Source organism: Candidatus Termitispirillum reticulitermitis (assembly GCF_054655775.1).
Genome location: NZ_BAAIHG010000028.1, coordinates 1 through 15,417, shown reverse-complemented (window position 1 = coordinate 15,417; position 15,417 = coordinate 1). Strand labels below are relative to the sequence as shown.

General features: G+C 44.9%; 20 protein-coding genes and 1 tRNA gene. 11 read left to right on the top strand and 10 right to left on the bottom strand.

The genetic code is table 11. The annotated features are described in order from the left end of the window. Nucleotides 1-47: 47 nt before the first annotated feature. Nucleotides 48-794: a DUF4143 domain-containing protein gene (locus AC1MDJ_RS04335; protein WP_479689728.1), complete on the top strand. Its 747-nt coding sequence runs from the start codon at nucleotides 48-50 to the stop codon at nucleotides 792-794. Between the two features lie 164 nt (nucleotides 795-958). Here the strand turns inward: AC1MDJ_RS04335 and AC1MDJ_RS04330 are convergent, their stop codons facing one another. Next, nucleotides 959-1,558 carry a hypothetical protein gene (locus AC1MDJ_RS04330; protein ID WP_479689727.1) on the bottom strand — a complete coding sequence of 200 codons (600 nt, stop codon included), beginning with the start codon at nucleotides 1,556-1,558 and terminating at the stop codon, nucleotides 959-961. A 77-nt stretch (nucleotides 1,559-1,635) separates the two neighbouring features. On the opposite strand from AC1MDJ_RS04330, the gene AC1MDJ_RS04325 reads away from it, so the two are divergent. The 4 genes from AC1MDJ_RS04325 (at nucleotide 1,636) to AC1MDJ_RS04310 (ending at nucleotide 4,047) form a co-directional block, all read left to right on the top strand. Next, nucleotides 1,636-2,346: a DNA alkylation repair protein gene (locus AC1MDJ_RS04325; RefSeq protein WP_479689726.1), complete on the top strand. Its 711-nt coding sequence runs from the start codon at nucleotides 1,636-1,638 to the stop codon at nucleotides 2,344-2,346. A 116-nt stretch (nucleotides 2,347-2,462) separates the two neighbouring features. Beyond that, the gene (locus AC1MDJ_RS04320; protein ID WP_479689725.1) at nucleotides 2,463-2,690 is read left to right on the top strand and encodes a hypothetical protein; all 228 of its coding nucleotides are present in this window, start codon (nucleotides 2,463-2,465) and stop codon (nucleotides 2,688-2,690) included. Nucleotides 2,691-2,716: 26 nt separating this feature from the next. Further along, entirely contained in the window at nucleotides 2,717-3,220 is a 504-nt protein-coding gene (gene purE, locus AC1MDJ_RS04315) for a 5-(carboxyamino)imidazole ribonucleotide mutase (protein ID WP_479689724.1), read from the top strand. After that, on the top strand, nucleotides 3,220-4,047 hold the full coding sequence (locus AC1MDJ_RS04310; RefSeq protein WP_479689723.1) for a hypothetical protein: 828 nt from the start codon (nucleotides 3,220-3,222) through the stop codon (nucleotides 4,045-4,047). Before purE ends, AC1MDJ_RS04310 begins: the two co-directional genes overlap by 1 nt. 13 nt (nucleotides 4,048-4,060) lie before the next feature. On the opposite strand, the gene AC1MDJ_RS04305 is transcribed toward AC1MDJ_RS04310, so the two are convergent. The 6 genes from AC1MDJ_RS04305 to AC1MDJ_RS04280 all read right to left on the bottom strand — a co-directional run bounded on the left by AC1MDJ_RS04305 (nucleotide 4,061) and on the right by AC1MDJ_RS04280 (nucleotide 7,887). Continuing rightward, a complete protein-coding gene (locus AC1MDJ_RS04305; protein WP_479689722.1) occupies nucleotides 4,061-4,552 on the bottom strand; it encodes a DUF3015 family protein in 492 nt (163 codons plus the stop codon). After that, nucleotides 4,536-5,198: a cytochrome c biogenesis protein CcsA gene (gene ccsA / locus AC1MDJ_RS04300; protein ID WP_479689721.1), complete on the bottom strand. Its 663-nt coding sequence runs from the start codon at nucleotides 5,196-5,198 to the stop codon at nucleotides 4,536-4,538. The genes AC1MDJ_RS04305 and ccsA overlap by 17 nt, the downstream gene beginning before the upstream one ends. Continuing rightward, complete coding sequence (locus AC1MDJ_RS04295; protein WP_479689720.1) at nucleotides 5,191-6,123, bottom strand: 3'-5' exoribonuclease YhaM family protein; 933 nt, start codon at nucleotides 6,121-6,123, stop codon at nucleotides 5,191-5,193. Before AC1MDJ_RS04295 ends, ccsA begins: the two co-directional genes overlap by 8 nt. 8 nt (nucleotides 6,124-6,131) lie before the next feature. Continuing rightward, the gene (locus AC1MDJ_RS04290) at nucleotides 6,132-6,377 is read right to left on the bottom strand and encodes a DUF4911 domain-containing protein (protein WP_479689719.1); all 246 of its coding nucleotides are present in this window, start codon (nucleotides 6,375-6,377) and stop codon (nucleotides 6,132-6,134) included. Between the two features lie 5 nt (nucleotides 6,378-6,382). Next, on the bottom strand, nucleotides 6,383-6,709 hold the full coding sequence (locus AC1MDJ_RS04285; RefSeq protein WP_479689718.1) for a hypothetical protein: 327 nt from the start codon (nucleotides 6,707-6,709) through the stop codon (nucleotides 6,383-6,385). Between the two features lie 101 nt (nucleotides 6,710-6,810). Beyond that, nucleotides 6,811-7,887 (bottom strand): EscU/YscU/HrcU family type III secretion system export apparatus switch protein, encoded by a 1,077-nt coding sequence (locus AC1MDJ_RS04280; protein WP_479689717.1) that lies wholly within the window; start codon nucleotides 7,885-7,887, stop codon nucleotides 6,811-6,813. A gap of 96 nt (nucleotides 7,888-7,983) precedes the next feature. On the opposite strand from AC1MDJ_RS04280, the gene hemA reads away from it, so the two are divergent. After that, nucleotides 7,984-9,225 (top strand): glutamyl-tRNA reductase, encoded by a 1,242-nt coding sequence (gene hemA, locus AC1MDJ_RS04275; RefSeq protein ID WP_479689716.1) that lies wholly within the window; start codon nucleotides 7,984-7,986, stop codon nucleotides 9,223-9,225. A 167-nt stretch (nucleotides 9,226-9,392) separates the two neighbouring features. Continuing rightward, nucleotides 9,393-9,593: a hypothetical protein gene (locus tag AC1MDJ_RS04270; protein ID WP_479689715.1), complete on the top strand. Its 201-nt coding sequence runs from the start codon at nucleotides 9,393-9,395 to the stop codon at nucleotides 9,591-9,593. Nucleotides 9,594-9,760: 167 nt separating this feature from the next. Here AC1MDJ_RS04270 and AC1MDJ_RS04265 read toward each other — a convergent pair whose 3' ends face one another. Both AC1MDJ_RS04265 and AC1MDJ_RS04260 read right to left on the bottom strand, forming a co-directional pair. Continuing rightward, nucleotides 9,761-10,444: a TrmH family RNA methyltransferase gene (locus AC1MDJ_RS04265; RefSeq protein ID WP_479689714.1), complete on the bottom strand. Its 684-nt coding sequence runs from the start codon at nucleotides 10,442-10,444 to the stop codon at nucleotides 9,761-9,763. Then, nucleotides 10,441-12,363, bottom strand: coding sequence for a transketolase (locus AC1MDJ_RS04260; RefSeq protein ID WP_479689713.1), 1,923 nt, complete (start codon nucleotides 12,361-12,363; stop codon nucleotides 10,441-10,443). Before AC1MDJ_RS04260 ends, AC1MDJ_RS04265 begins: the two co-directional genes overlap by 4 nt. 305 nt (nucleotides 12,364-12,668) lie before the next feature. On the opposite strand from AC1MDJ_RS04260, the gene AC1MDJ_RS04255 reads away from it, so the two are divergent. The 4 genes from AC1MDJ_RS04255 to AC1MDJ_RS04240 all read left to right on the top strand — a co-directional run bounded on the left by AC1MDJ_RS04255 (nucleotide 12,669) and on the right by AC1MDJ_RS04240 (nucleotide 14,889). After that, nucleotides 12,669-13,007 carry a hypothetical protein gene (locus AC1MDJ_RS04255; RefSeq protein ID WP_479689712.1) on the top strand — a complete coding sequence of 113 codons (339 nt, stop codon included), beginning with the start codon at nucleotides 12,669-12,671 and terminating at the stop codon, nucleotides 13,005-13,007. Further along, complete coding sequence (locus AC1MDJ_RS04250) at nucleotides 12,991-13,491, top strand: zeta toxin family protein (RefSeq protein ID WP_479689711.1); 501 nt, start codon at nucleotides 12,991-12,993, stop codon at nucleotides 13,489-13,491. Before AC1MDJ_RS04255 ends, AC1MDJ_RS04250 begins: the two co-directional genes overlap by 17 nt. Nucleotides 13,492-13,553: 62 nt before the next feature. Next, entirely contained in the window at nucleotides 13,554-13,898 is a 345-nt protein-coding gene (locus AC1MDJ_RS04245) for a hypothetical protein (protein WP_479689710.1), read from the top strand. Further along, complete coding sequence (locus AC1MDJ_RS04240; protein ID WP_479689709.1) at nucleotides 13,879-14,889, top strand: zeta toxin family protein; 1,011 nt, start codon at nucleotides 13,879-13,881, stop codon at nucleotides 14,887-14,889. Before AC1MDJ_RS04245 ends, AC1MDJ_RS04240 begins: the two co-directional genes overlap by 20 nt. A gap of 262 nt (nucleotides 14,890-15,151) precedes the next feature. Here AC1MDJ_RS04240 and AC1MDJ_RS04235 read toward each other — a convergent pair. Further along, nucleotides 15,152-15,236 (bottom strand) — tRNA-Leu (locus AC1MDJ_RS04235). Between the last annotated feature and the right edge of the window lie 181 nt (nucleotides 15,237-15,417).

Sequence of the window (15,417 nt, the reverse complement as noted above, 5' to 3'; positions counted from 1 at the left end):
AGAATGAACTGATTGCTAGGCTTAAACAATATTATTTTGTTGGGGGGATGCCTAAAGTCGTTCTATCTTTTGCTGAAAATCAAGACTACGATGAGGTGAGGGAGATTCAGCTTGGTATCTTAAAGGACTACGAGAGCGACTTTTCAAAGCACATTGACACGCCGTCTATCCCTAAGGTTAGCCTAATATGGGACTCTCTGCCCAAGCAGCTAGCAAAGGAAAATAAACATTTTGTATATCGCGAGATGAAAAACGGCGCAAGGGCAAGCCAGTTTGAGTCTGCCCTCTATTGGCTAGGGCAGGTTGGACTGGTTCATAAAGTTGACAGGGTTGAAACACCGTTATTGCCACTATCAGCATACAGAACGAATGTATTTAAGCTATATATGCTTGATGTTGGCTTGTTGTCTGCAAAGGTTGGGTTGACGCTGCAGAACCTTGCAGAACCTGACCCAGAGCTATTTATCCAGTTCAAGGGGGCGTTGACGGAGCAATTTGTCTTGCAAGAGTTGAAGTCGCTATCGCTGGATATGCGTATATTCTACTGGGCAAATGACAAAAAGAAAGGGGTTGCTGAGGTTGATTTTATTATACAGCACGATGGAGAAGTTGTTCCCATTGAGGCTAAGGCAGGCGTGAACCTGCAAGCCAAGAGCTTGAAAGCATATATGAGCTATTACAACCCCCGTTTTGCTATCCGCACATCGCTAGGGCGATATGGGCGCAATGGCTCGCTACACGACATCCCTCTGTATTTAATAGAAGAATTCCCAAACATAATCAAACAGAACTAAAATTCTTCATTATATTTTGTGCAGATTTGCACTGCCACTGCAAATTTGCACAAAATATTTGCAAAGGCTTTATGAGTGTGGTATAATGGCTGTGTAAAGATTTTGGCAGGGGTGGCAGAGGTGTATATTTAGCCAAAAAGAGAGGGGGTTGCCCCCTCCCCTCTTTATTTACCAAAAACAGTTACGTTCTTATACCACACATCAAGCGATTTTTGGAATCTAGCAGTTGGACTGTTTGCCCCTAACGGGATAAAGCCTAACAGAACTATAGGACAGCCTTCACTTTGCACACGCTGTCTATTCACAATAGTTTCATCTGCAACATTATAGACCGTAATCGTTACATCAAGTTTATCAAGTAAAGCCTCTACAGGCGGCTTGTTGTTTTGTGGGTTGCATGTGAGATAAGGGCTATCTTTCCAATACGTTATATCAAATGCCACGAGATAGTCGTCCTTACGGAGTTGAGCCTCCTTGAAAGAGTTTTCAAGTCCTGCACCCTTTTTCCCGGTAGCCAATGTTCCGAATGTTTTGCTAAACCTTGAACTAAATGCGTCTATAACTTCTTCCGCACTAGCTGTGTTTATCTCTTCCTTTGAAAGAAATGTCAGTTGCTTGCCGTCTTCGGGGTATGCTAGGAAGAAACTCTTTTTCATGTCAACCTTGCCTACCGCTGTGTCAAAAGCAACTAGCCGTTCCGGTCCAGAATAAAAACTGCAGCCTGATAGGACAACAGTCGCTATCAATATCAAAGCTTTTCTCATAAAAACTACCTCCAACGGAGCGATTATAATGATAATTTTGCTACAATGCAATAATATTTTATGCTATCATCTCCGTTATGAACCATACATCACTTATCAACGCCCTTAAATCTGCAGGCGATGCACAGCTTATGGCGCACCATGCCAAGTTTTTCCAGACGCACAAGGGGGGCTACGGCGAGGGGGACAAGTTTATCGGTCTTACAGTGCCCGCTACTCGTGAGATAGCAAAGCCCTATATCAACTTGCCCCATAATAGCATAGCAAAGCTACTTCAGAACGATTGGCACGAGGTGCGATTTGCGGCACTCGTTATAATAATAGCTCGTATGAACGAAGAACCCGATGCGATGCGCACTCTATATGCAGAGAATGTGGACTATATAAATAACTGGGACTTGGTAGATTTATCGGCGGATAAGGTGCTAGGCAGATACTATAGAGAGACAAACGGGCAGAAGGGCTGTTACCGTGGCTTGTTAAATGACTATGCCAATTCTGGTATGCTCTGGCGTGAGCGCATAAGCGTGGTAGCTACTTTCTATCAGCTCAATAAATACGGCGAAACGGATTTGACGGTTAAACGGGCAGAGCATTTTCTCACTCACAAGCACGATTTGATGCACAAGGCGACAGGTTGGGCTATGCGCGAGGTCGGCAAAAAGGACAGACAATCACTAATTACATTCCTAAATAAATATGCAACAGTTATGCCTAGAACTATGCTGCGCTATAGCATAGAGCACCTGCCCCCAGAACAGCGCAAACACTATATGGGTATGAAATGAGCTATCGTGCTGATATAGACGGGTTGAGGGCATTTGCTGTATTCAAGCACTAATACTATTTAGAACTTGACAGTCTAAACTTGCCAATGTTATAATAACTAAGTACTAGGGTGTTGTTGGCAACAGGCAAGTTCATAAGAGGTATAGCTATGAAAACATATAGGAGTGAGATTTCTGCTGTTGTTCACGATATGGCGGAGGATTTGCACAAAAGCGGAATAATAGATAAGGTGGCTATGCAGGAGTTTGACAAGTCGTGCCTTGTCCCTAATCCGCAACTAGCGTCTGCAGTGAAACACCACAAGGGACTTGACAAACAACCCGCCACATCCCGACATATATAAGCATATAGCGGAGGCGATAGAGCGATATGGGCATATTAGGCAAGCACACAGTTGGTATTATCATGGGTAGCAAATCAGACCTTGAGATTGCAACGGAGGCTATAAAGCTACTGCATGATTTTGGCGTGCAGGCTGATGTGATTATCTCTAGTGCACATAGAACACCTAAAAAGACATCAGAATGGGCATCTACTGCTAAAGATAAAGGACATAGTGCTATTATAGCCTTTGCTGGCGCAGCTGCCCACCTTGCAGGTGTGGTGGCTGCTGAGACGAACGTGCCTGTCATAGCCGTGCCTATCGCCGCTACCAGCCTTGCGGGGCTTGATGCACTCCTATCAATGGTGCAAATGCCGGGGGGCATACCCGTTGCTGTTATGGCTATCGGCAAGGCGGGTGCTAAAAACGCCGCGCTATTCGCCTGCCAACTCATAGCTACAAACGACATCGCCCTATATGAAGAGCTTGTAAAATATCGCAGAAAAATGGCTGCTGATATAGAAGAAGCAAATAAAGCACTTACCTTATAATGCTCCGCAAGTTATCTGTTCTGATTTTGCTCTGCGCTATGGGGCAAAGTGTATTTGCCTATTCTGCTTATGAGGGTGGCGTATATCCGCCTGTTAGTGCAACGCTCAACCCCGATATTCAAGTTGTGCTATCAGCTAGACAAAAACGTATTTACAAATATAGACCCGTCTGGGTGATATTGCCTACGCTGTCTATAAGAGATGTCAATAAAAGTGCTGGGGACGGCTATGCCATATTCCAACTATATGAGACTACCACAGACACACGGGGTGCGGATGTTCACAGGCTAGTGTCAGAATTTTCTACTGTTTTGAACCAAATACCTACTGACGAGGCAAGCATAAGCAAAATTAACAACACATTGAACTCGTTTCTGACTGGTTCTAGCGCGGCTACCACAACTACTGCAATCGCTACAAACACAGACAACGCAACAGGTGCGACCAGCACAGCGTCTACAGCAGATACTATCAACTTTCGTCCAGTTGTAACAGATGCATCGGTGCTACTGGTGTCAATGCTATCGCGCAGTATTACAGACGATAGACTCAACCTCACTATGCTTACAAAAGATGTAGTGGGTGAAAACGATGACGTTGAACGCGTAATCAATGGGATAGAGCTAGGCATCCGCCTAAACAATAGATATTCAGTGCAGGTGCGCTTTGCTAATGAGTTAACAACCCCCAACAGTCTAGGGTTTATCTACTATCCCAGCGAAAACTCGTCTATATCAATATCACACAGCATTCAGGAGGCTGACGACAACGAAACCGACCGCAGACTAGGAGTGGAATTCAAATGGGGCGTTCCATCCATCCAGTAAGTCAGCTTTTGTGCTAACTAACAGCCCCTAATGCGTAGATGGTATCAGCTACATGGCTATACTCAACATCGGGCGTTGGAAATATCATAGCAAAGTTTTGTTGCAGTTTATTGCCGAACGAGCCTACGTCACTAATATTCATATACACAGCTAATGATGAGATAGTATCCCCGCTACCGCGTGATATGTCGCGCATAAGGCTATCCATATTGGCTTGCACAAACTCTGCCATATCAGCTGCCGCCCAGTAGCGCACAGTGGTGCAGCCCCAGCCTTCAATGCCTGTTATAATGCCAGTTGTCTGTGATGATGTGCTGATATTAGTAGTAATGATAAGCATTTCCATCAGCTTGGTATCATCGTTGCGCTTTAATAGCCACGTGCCTACTCCGCAACCTGTGTTGTTCTGGTCTGCTACGGCAGTTCCGCATAGAATCGCTACTAGTATAGCCGTCATTAACTTCTTCATACGCACCTCAAATATATTATTATTTATCGTCCTCATAATTTGCACGCTCAAGGGTGGCGAGTCGCACACGTTTATTCATTAGCGATACATACAATAGTGTGAATGCTAGGACTGATACAATTAAAGCTGTTAGCATATCGGGGTGCAAACCGCCACCGCCTTTTTGGACTACGTTTGGGTGGATTGTTCCCCACCATCTGATGGAAAAGAACACGAGCGGCACATCAACAAAGCCTATAATTCCTACCACAGCACAGAACTTGCCACGCCGCTCAGGTTCATAGATAAACTTCCTGAGCAACAGGTAAGCGGCGTATATAAATACTAAAACAAGTGTGGTAGTAAGGCGCACGTCCCACGTCCACCACACCCCCCAAGTTGGTTTTGCCCAGATAGGACCCGTCAATAACACAATTAAGCAAAACACAAAGCCTATCTCAGCCGATGCGTTAGCTACGTCATCACTAATGCGGCTACCCCTTGCCAAGAATACAATGCTTGCTATAAACGTCACAAACAGAGCGAAAAAGCCTACCCATGCACTAGCAACGTGGAAATAGAATATCTTTTGCACCACCCCCATACGCGCCTCTACAGGTGCGTAGATAAACGCAAAATACATTGCTATGGGGATAGCGACTAGCGTCAGCACATCAATAACCCTCATTGCTATCTTACTCATTATTTGTCAGCTTTTTTGCTTTGTATATCTCTCTATCAAGCGACCTCTGATACGAACTCCAGCTACCGTCAGCTACATTTTCTTTCTCTAAAACGCCGTAAAAACAGCCAAGTTTTGCATCCAAGTCGTCTAACTGGTGGATTAACATTGCTTCAGGCGTCTTAGGCAACTCTGGGGAACCGAACTCGCGCACTCCATGGTGACTCAGCATTATATGCCCTAGCTGCTGCTTTAGTTCTATGGGGAAGTTTTCTATCTCGCCCATATATCTATTTACCAGCCCGTAGCCCATTACCACGTGTCCCAGCAGTCTGCCGTCATCGGTGTATTCAAAGCCATTGTCCATACTTAGCTCAATAGTCTTGCCGATGTCATGGAGCAACGCACCGGTAACCGCTATGCTGGCGTTCACATCGGGATAGTTAGCCGATACGCGAGCTACGTTTTTTGCCACATGTAAAGTGTGTTCTAAAAGCCCGTGCATATATGCATGGTGTACACTCTTTGCAGCTGGCAGGCTCATAAACCTATCAAACACCTGTTTATCGTCAAAAAAGTTGCCTAGCAGGGCAAGCAGATATTTGTCCGTCACGTATTTTTCAACGAGATGCTTCAGTTCGTCCAACATTTTGCTAGGCTCTTGCTTGCTCTTAGGCAGAAATGCTGCTCCATCACCAGCAGATATAAAGCTCATCTCGCTAATCTTCAGCTGAGTTTGACTGTTATAGCTCTGCATCTCCGCCACTACAGACACCTTATCGCCTTTCTTCGGCTCAAACTTCAGCGTGCTCACATCAAACATTATGGCATTTGTCATGGCGCGTTTCTCGTCCGTAAGCGTCATACGCAGATAGGGCTTATTGTTCTTCGCCGTATGCTTTGAGAGTTCAAATATAAAGTATTCGTTTCTTACTAATAAATCCATTTACATCCTCATTCAACTATATCCTCACTGTCAACATCGCTGACCACTACCCAGATACCCTCCCGCCCCAGCGAGGAGAGCACCTCAAGCAATGTCTTTTCGCAATATGATGTAGTGTATATAACCACTCGTCCTGCGGTCTTATCAACTGTCCGCATTATCCCCAACCCGTCGTAGGAATCTAAAATAGCATTCAGATAAACGATATTTGCAGTGCTAGTCGTGGCATGGACTCTGCGGGAGCAGCTTGTCATACCAACTATACTATTATGCCACTATCGCTACCAGCCCCGCCAACCATACTATTAAGGGAGCTTGCAGGGGCTATCTTGATATTGCTTTTGATTTCAAGATACTTATTTTTTAGCTCATCAGGGCATTTGCTATACACGTATAAGAAATGCTTTTCCTCTATCTTTGCTACAAATGTAGGCTCATAAGGGTAGCCGTATGGGATAAGCGCAAGTTGAAATTGATTGTTGCCCGATGGAACAGTCTGTATATTGACCACTTCGCACAGCTGTTGTGTTACCTCGTCATAATCGCCGAGCACTACTTCGCCAGTCACTAGTTTTACCAGTTTCACATCCATGTTAAATACCGTCCTTTAATTTAATCAAGATAATCTAACTTACGCTTATCTCCTTGTCAAGCAGAAAGTCAACTTATTCGTATTCCTACCATAAGCTATTTTCCTCGTTGCTCCCGCCGTCTGAATGCCTCGCCCAATATTATTGCTACGGCATTGAACAGGTTTTCGGGTATACTGTAGCCCACGTCAACAGCCTTAAATAGCGTCTGTGCTAATGCTTTGTCTGTGTGAATATACACGCCTGCCTCTTGTGCTATGTCTATCAGCCGCAAGGCAAGCAACCCCTCCCCTTTTGCGATTACGCGAGGTCCTGTCTGGCTATCTTTTTCTCTATCATATTTTATAGCTACAGCATAGTGGGTTGGGTTTCTAATCACGGCATCTGCATTTTTAGCTTGCTCTACACGTTTCTCCGCCGCATCCTTCTGCGCTTGCTTTATGCGTTGCTTTACTTGCGGGTCGCCCTCTGCCATTTTCCAGTCTTCCTTTACCTCTTGTTTAGTCATTTTCAGGTCTTGGTGTGTCTGCCATTTCTGGTAGACAAAATCTATAAAACCTATTGCCATAACCGCTAGTGACATCTTCCACAGCAGTTCGTGTAATAGTTTTGCAGTAAAGACGCTACTGTCCCGCCATTCGGCATCCCCCATCCGCATAAGGTCTTCCATTCTGCTACGGATTATCATTACGCCTACTATGGTTAGCAGTGATATTTTGAGAAGTGCTTTAACTAGCTCCATCCCTTTGCGCTTCACATCAAAAAATTTCGGTAGCTGCGCAAAGAAGTTCAGTTTATCAAAATTTAGCCGCAGTGATTTGAACGATATGCGAAAACCTACTATCAGCACATTTGATAGGAATGCCATCGCAAATAATATAACAAATATTGGCAGGAGAATCTTGCCCATCATAAACAGCGTTACTGATAGTAGCTGCGTTACATTCTGAGCCTCTATCTGTGTAGCAGGGAACTGAAAGAACACGCTGAAAAGCTCGCCCGACTGCTTGACGAACATCGGAAAGTAGAAATATATAAACACCGATAGGGTGAACAGGAATAACCCTGCCGTCAGCTCTCTGCTCTGCGGTATCTGCCCCTGTTCCTGCGCTTTCCGCAGCTTAAAGGGTGTGGGTTCCTCTGTTTTTTCTGATGAATCTTCACCCGGTGGCATCTATCCCTCCTGTTAGAGTGGTAACATTATGAACTAGAGCAGTTGTTTTGTCAAACTGCTGTTGAAAGTTTAGTGTACTTGTGCTAGTTTAGCCACATGCACTTTTCTATGCTAGGGCTTAATCACAACACTGCACCCATTGCAGTCCGTGAGAGGTTTGCTGTGCCTGATGACAAGCTCGCAGGGGCTTATGCTCATCTGCTATCAATGCCATGCTTTTCTGAGGCTTTGATATTATCAACTTGCAATAGGGTGGAATATTACGTTTGCACAGACGAACTGGATACTAATGCTTTGCTGGCAGCGGTATCAGAGCTATGCGGACTGGATGGGCAAATTATCAGCAAATATTCGTATTTGTTTTCGGATGCCGATGCTGTCAAGCATTTGGCTGCTGTTGCATCTAGTGTAGATAGTTTGGTGGTGGGAGAGCCACAGATATTGGGGCAAGTTAAGGATGCATTCATCAGTAGCCACAGATATAACGGGCTTGGTGTGCATCTCGGCAGGCTGAGAGATTTTGTGTTTAGAACGGCAAAGCGCATCCGCACCTACACTGCAATATCAGAAAACGCTGTCTCTGTGAGCTACGCCGCTGTGGACTTAGCCAAGAAGATATTCGGTTCATTGGCGAATAAGCGTGCTCTTATAATAGGTGCCGGCGAAATGTGTGAGCTGGTGGCAGGCTACCTTGCCAGTGCTAACATCGGTGAAATTATCATTACAAACCGCACTTATAGCAAGGCTTGCGAACTTGCACGTAAAGTGCATGGTAAGGTTCATGGTATGGCGATAGAGTTTGCTGGGTTTGCAAAAATCCTGCCTAGTGTGGATATTACTATCAGCTCAACGGGTTCGCATATAGCAATTGTGAATAAAGATATGGTGGCTGCCGCTATGGAGCAGCGCAAACATGCCCCGATGTTCTTTATAGACATCGCTGTTCCGCGCGATATAGCAGCTGATGTGGATGAACTTGATAATGTATACGTTTATGACATGGACGACCTAGCGCAAGTGGTTGATACTAATAGAATATTACGTGAGGGGGAGGCGAAAAAGGCGATGGCTATGATAGCCAGTGCCTATGAGCAGTTTGAACAGCAACTGAATGCTATTGCCGCCGCCCCCGTCATCAAGAAGCTACGAGAATACGCCGATGAGCTTGCCGAAAAATCCCTGCAAACATACTGTCGTATAAACAAAATAACTAATCACGACGACATTGCAAGCGTTAGGAACTTGCTAGTCGCATATACCAACAAGCTACTGCATAAGCCTATCATAAAGCTGAAGTCGTCTATTGCGGCAGGTGAAAAGGTGTTTGAACTAATGTAAATAATGTTTGCAGGAATTTGACAATCTATCAACAATCATATACAATACTCATTTACCTTGTAAGGAGCGTCTATGAAGCTAGAAAACATAATAATAACAGGCATTTCCACCCCCCCCCCCCCCCCCCCCCGCAGATGCAGTAGTAGCGCACCTTTCGGACGTTTGCTATGCGTAAAGGACTTTTACGCTGGCTTAGTCCGAGTTTTCGCCGCATTGATGATATTAGTTTCCATGTCGGCGATATAAAACGTCTCATTCGTGCGGAACACAGCAGGAACTCTGACTATACCACCGTGTGGGATGGCGAAATTAAATATGCCAATAGACTCTATGCTGAGATGCAAACGTTTGATATGGTTAATGCCTAAACGCTAACGACTTGCTATTCATAAAACCATTGATTGAAAGCTGGGAATTAGGCTATAAATTTCGCCTATTTAAGGGCGACCCGTGCTCTATATTTTCGGAACTGGCACTAATCGCAGAGGTTGATTAAAGTGAACTTACCCCCATAAGACGAGCAAACTTCATATTGTTAGCTAAATAGTTCGTATAGGGCGATAGATGCACTCTGTGCCACATTTAGCGAGTCAAACCCGCTTGCCATCTCTATGCGCGCTATGCAGTCGGTAGCCTCACGCAGACTTTCACGGACACCATGCCCTTCCGCCCCCAGCACTAACGCTATTTTATCGTGTTTTTGTGCACGGACCTCTCTTAATGTCAGCTCGCCATCCATATCACAGGCTATTACCTTGAAACCAAGTTTCTTTAGACGTGTGCATAGCACTGATAGGTTGGTTTCTTCTATAACCTTTGTATAAAAGATAGCTCCTGCACTAGCTTTGCATACTGCACCTGTAATGTGCGCCTGATTATAGCGCGGCACAGCAACGTAGTTTAATCCAAAGCAGTGAGATGAGCGGATAATCGCCCCATAGTTGTGCGGGTCTTGGATTCTATCTAGCACCACAATTCCGCGTTCTTCTTTCAGAGCAATGGATGCTGAGTCTAGGCTTATTGTCGCTATGTCGGTCACTTCAGCCGCAAGCCCCTGCGCTTCTCTGCCGAAACGTCCGTCAAACTCCTCTTTTCCCACTACACTAACAGGCAAGTTAAAGGTGGCATCGTATAGATTAGCACCTTTTTTAATGTATATGTGACTGGCTAGCCCGCATTTGACAGCCTCTAGGACGGTGTTTCTGCCGTAAGCTATCACAGATGCCCCTTGATTTTATTGGCAACGCTTTCAGAGTCCAGCCCCATCAGCTTTAATAGGTCATCAGGCTTGCCGGAATAGGAGTAGCCCTCTATCCCGAATGGCACAACATTGCAACGCTTGCCAGCACTTGCAAGCACCTCGCAGATAGTCGCATAAAGCCCAGTTTTATAGTAGTGGTCTTCATAAGTAAATATAATGCCCGCATCTGCCAGAGCTAAAATCTCATCTCTATTGATATAAGCGGGTGTGGGCGCGTTATAGACGGCAATCTTATCCTCGCCGACCAGCTCCCTTGCCTCTAATGCCCTGTATAGCATACCGCCGAATGCTACCAGTGGCAGTTGTCCCTTGCGAATAAGCTCTAATGCGCTATACTTGAACTTATAATTATCATCATAGTATGGTTTTCCGCTATCGTCTGTGATAATGGGTAGTGCTGAACGCCCCATTACCACGTGGTAGTTGCCGAACTGGCGCGTTACGTGGTCTATAAGGCGATAGGTTTGGTTAGGGTCAGCAGGCGCCAGCACCTTGAAACCGAATATATTGCGCATTAAACCTAGATAATCAACGCATTGGTGCGTGAGTCCATCTTCGCCGACGTCCACCCCTGCATGGGTTGAAACAACCTTTAGGTTAGTGCAGTTTATATCGTTCATACGTAGCTGGTTGTAGACTTCATCTACAGCGAACATCGTAAATGTAGAGAAAAATGGAATAACACCATAAGCACTGACTGCGCCCGCCATAGCCGCTGCATGGTGTTCGCTGATACCGCATTGGAAGAAATTATTCGGGAAGTTCTTTGCTACATTAGCCGTTTTGACAGAGCTAGCGAGGTCGCAATCAAACACAGCTATCGGCGTTGCGCCTGCGACAGTTGCTCCTCTTGCCAGCTCTGCAAGTGCATCGCCATAAGCTGAGCGACAGTCTGTCTTAATATCCGTTGCATATAACTTTTGCGGTATTGCATGCAGGTTGACTTTATATGATAAGTCTTTCTTGTTTGTGGCACCGCCAGCTTGGATAGTTTTCTGTGCTTTAGCCCTCAATTCGCTATACTTATCCAGCTCAGATTCAAAACCTAACTCTTTCACTGCTTTAACATAATCGTCCTTTGAGAGTGGTGCGCCGTGATATTTGTTTTGGTTCTCCATAAATGAGACCCCGCGCCCCATAGTGGTATTAGCAAGGAGCATAACGGGCTTGTCTATCTGTTGCGCCTTGTGGATAGCCGCTACGATACCATTATAGTTATGTCCATCACACTCAAACGCTTCCCAGCCACCGGCGCGGTATTCTGCTATCAGGTCTTGGGGCATTACTTCACCCACGCTGCCAGAGATTTGCAGCCCGTTGTAGTCTATAATAGCTGTAATATTATTGAGCTTGAACTTCGCTGCAAAGCGAATTGCCTCTGAAATCTGTCCTTTCTGCTGTTCGCCATCACCCATTAGCACGTATATTGAGCTTTCAACATTCTTAATCCTATCAGCCACAGCTGCGCCACATGCAGCGGCTAACCCCTGCCCAAGATTACCAGTAGTCCACTCCACTCCCGGCAGATACCTTTCTATATGCCCTTGATATGAGCTACCAGCAAGGCGGAATGTTGAGATAACATCATCTAGCGGGAAGAAATTGTTTATAGCGAGTGTTGAATATACGGCAGGGGAGATATGACCAATAGATACGAATATTTTGTCTCTGTCGGGACTTTGAGAATTAGCATGGTTAATATTAGCGTATTTGTATAGGGTTAGTAGCACGTCAATGCTGCTCATAGAGCCGCCAGGGTGTCCGCTAGCGGCAAGGGTTGTCATGGTGATAATAGCATGCCTACACCGCCGTGCGGCATCGGCGAGTTCGCCCTGCTCAGTGGCGGTAATTGAAACTGGGAAGTATGTGAACGGCATAGACGTACCCTCCAGATAAAACTGACTCAAGTTTATAACTTTACAGAGAGCAAGTCAATTTTTTTGTTCACACTCGCCCGACTCATTTTTTGTCCTCATATCAGACAGAGTGAAAACGCTCACGAGTGCTTGCTAGATAGCGTTCAGTCATAAGAATACTGTAGTGTCCTAATTGCCAACCTGCTCTATACTGGCGAAATGGAGCAGGAATTAGAGGAAATAGTGCATAATGGCAAACCGGAAACGGCTAAAATATTGTTGACGCTATAAGTAGGGATATGGTATAATACGGGACGAGGTGATTTATGAGTAATAGAGCTATCGGAAACACGGCACTAGCACTGGACAACAACGACTATGTAGAACCAGTGAAAAACGAAACCACAAAGACAGAGGCAGACCTAAACGCAGAGGCGTATTTAGACGCAGAAAGGGCTAGAAGTAATATAACGGGTATGCTAGGCATTACAGCACGTTTGGAAATGGCGGCAGAGGACAGGGGCGATTTACAAGAGGCGGAAAGGCTAGCAAAAGAGGGAATGGAATACCAAAGGTTGTTAGAAACAACCTACGACCCCGAAGTCAAGAAGTATATCAACACTGTATTAGTGGAAAGGTATAGAGAATATGCAAAAAGAATATAAGCTCTCCAAAGAGGAACTAGACAGGGTATATAACAAGATACGTCTTAGATTTTTAGTAGGCAGAACACGTCCGCTCAATGGCGAACAACCGCTATATGTTGTCCTTGCTGGACAACCGGGCGCAGGTAAAACCAACGTCTCCGAAAGGACAGGGGACGAGATTAAACGAAGTGGGAATAACTTCGTATTAGCAGACCTTGACAACTTTAGAGAATTCCACCCTAACTATGAACGTGCATACAAGGAACAGGGTAGAGACGCTAGCAAATATAATCACGAGGATGCAGGTATATGGAACAATAGGCTAATAAAAGAGGCGATGGAGAATGGCTATAATATCATAACAGAGGGAACGTTTAGAAATGAAGGTTCTTTCTCTTTAAGCATACAGACTAGCCCCCGAAAGGGGGCTTTTCTGTTGCAAGCGCAAGCGTCAACTAAAAATGCGCACTTCAAAAAAGAAAAACAACTAAAAAAAGCATAAAATAACTGAAAACTGATTGACTATATAAAGCTGTTGTTGTAGAATAAGAAACGAGGTGATTTATGAGTAATAGAGCTATCGGAAACACGGCACTAGCACTGGACGACAACGACTATGTAGAACCAGTGAAAAACGAAACCACAAAGACAGAGGCAGACCTAAACGCAGAGGCGTATTTAGACGCAGAAGTGGCTAGAAGTATTATAACGACTTTGCTGGGCGTTACGGCACGTGTGAGTATGGCGGAGGAAAAAAGGGGCAATTTACAAGAGGCAGAAAGGTTAGATAAGGAAATGGAGAAATACCGCATATTGCGGGACACGCAATACGACCCCGAAGTAGAGAAGTATATTATTAACGTATTGCCAGCAAGGAGAGACGAATTATATGCAAGAAACCTCATATAAGCTGTCCAAAGAGGAACTAGACGAGGTATATAACAAGAAAATACGTCCCGAACTATCAGGCAGAACACGTCCGCTCAATGGCGAACAACCGCTATTCGTTGTCCTTGCTGGACAACCGGGTGCAGGTAAAACCAACGTCTCTAAAATGACAGGGGACGAGATTAAACAAAGTGGCAATAACTTCGTATTAGCGGATGCCGACAACTTCAGAGCATACCACCCTCACTATGAACGTGCATACAAAGAACAGGGCAGAGACGCTAGCAAATATACACACGAGGATGTGGGTATATGGAACGAGCGACTAATAAAAGAGGCGGGGGCAAACGGCTATAATATCATAACAGAGGGAACGTTAAGAAATGAGAGCCATTTAGAGAAGTTAAGGCAAGCAAGGGCGGCAGGTTATAAAGTAGTAGTAAAAATAATAGCCCAAAGTCCTATAATTAGTGGGTTAAACATTCACAGACGTTTTGAGGGACAGCTTGCGAGCGGGGAGTGCGCCCGCTACGTAACAAAGGAAACGCACGATGTAGCCGTTAGTGGTATGTTAGAAACTTTGCCTGTTTTATTGAAAGAGAAGTGTTTTGATAAGATAGAGATATACGATAGAACCTATAAAAACAACAAACTTATTTATTCTTGCACTAGGGACGACCCACAGGCACACATTGACAAGGCAACAGACGTTGTAAGGACAGAGCAGTTAAAACCTCTAACACAAGAGGAAAGAACAAGGCACATCGCAGACGCAAACAAAATATTAGAGACTATGCGGGAACGGGAAGACCTAGACCCTTACAATAGGGACAAAATCAATAAAAACAGCACTCCCGTGAAACTGGAAATAAACAGCCTAAAGCAAATCGTTGAACGGGGCGCAGAGCGAACCCTTATTGAAACATCACAGAACACCCTAGCAGACCAGCGACTAGAGAGCGAGAAACAACAAGCAAGAGCCAGCAAAAGCAGAAACAACGGACGAGAATAAAACCCAACCCAATCTAAAAAACCTTGCCCTCTGTATATAGGATATATAGGGGTATTTTTATGTCATTATGGAGGTGTTTTATGGGTAGCGCAACGGCATTAAAAACTTTTCAGAAGCTTACGGTCGGATAGGGAGCTATGCTCTGCTATTATTAAGAATAGCACGATAGACAGGCTTGTAAAGAACTTGGGGGTTTGTTATAGAATACAAGGTTACGGCAACTCCAACTTTTGAGAAGAGGATAGTCTGAAACGCCTATAAGTGCCGAAGGGGGGAGTTGAACCCCCACGCCTGTTTAGAGCATATGAACCTGAATCATACATGTCTGCCAATTCCATCACTTCGGCTTAAATATTAGATTTTGCTGCTCACTCACTGCACGGCTCAATACCTGTTTAGCTAAATATTCTGAAACGATAGAGATGGACGGCAACTATGTGTCAGAATATTTAGCTAAACAGGTATTGAGCCGTGCAGTGAGTGAGCAGCAAAATCTAATATTTAAGCCGAAGTGATGGAATTGGCAGA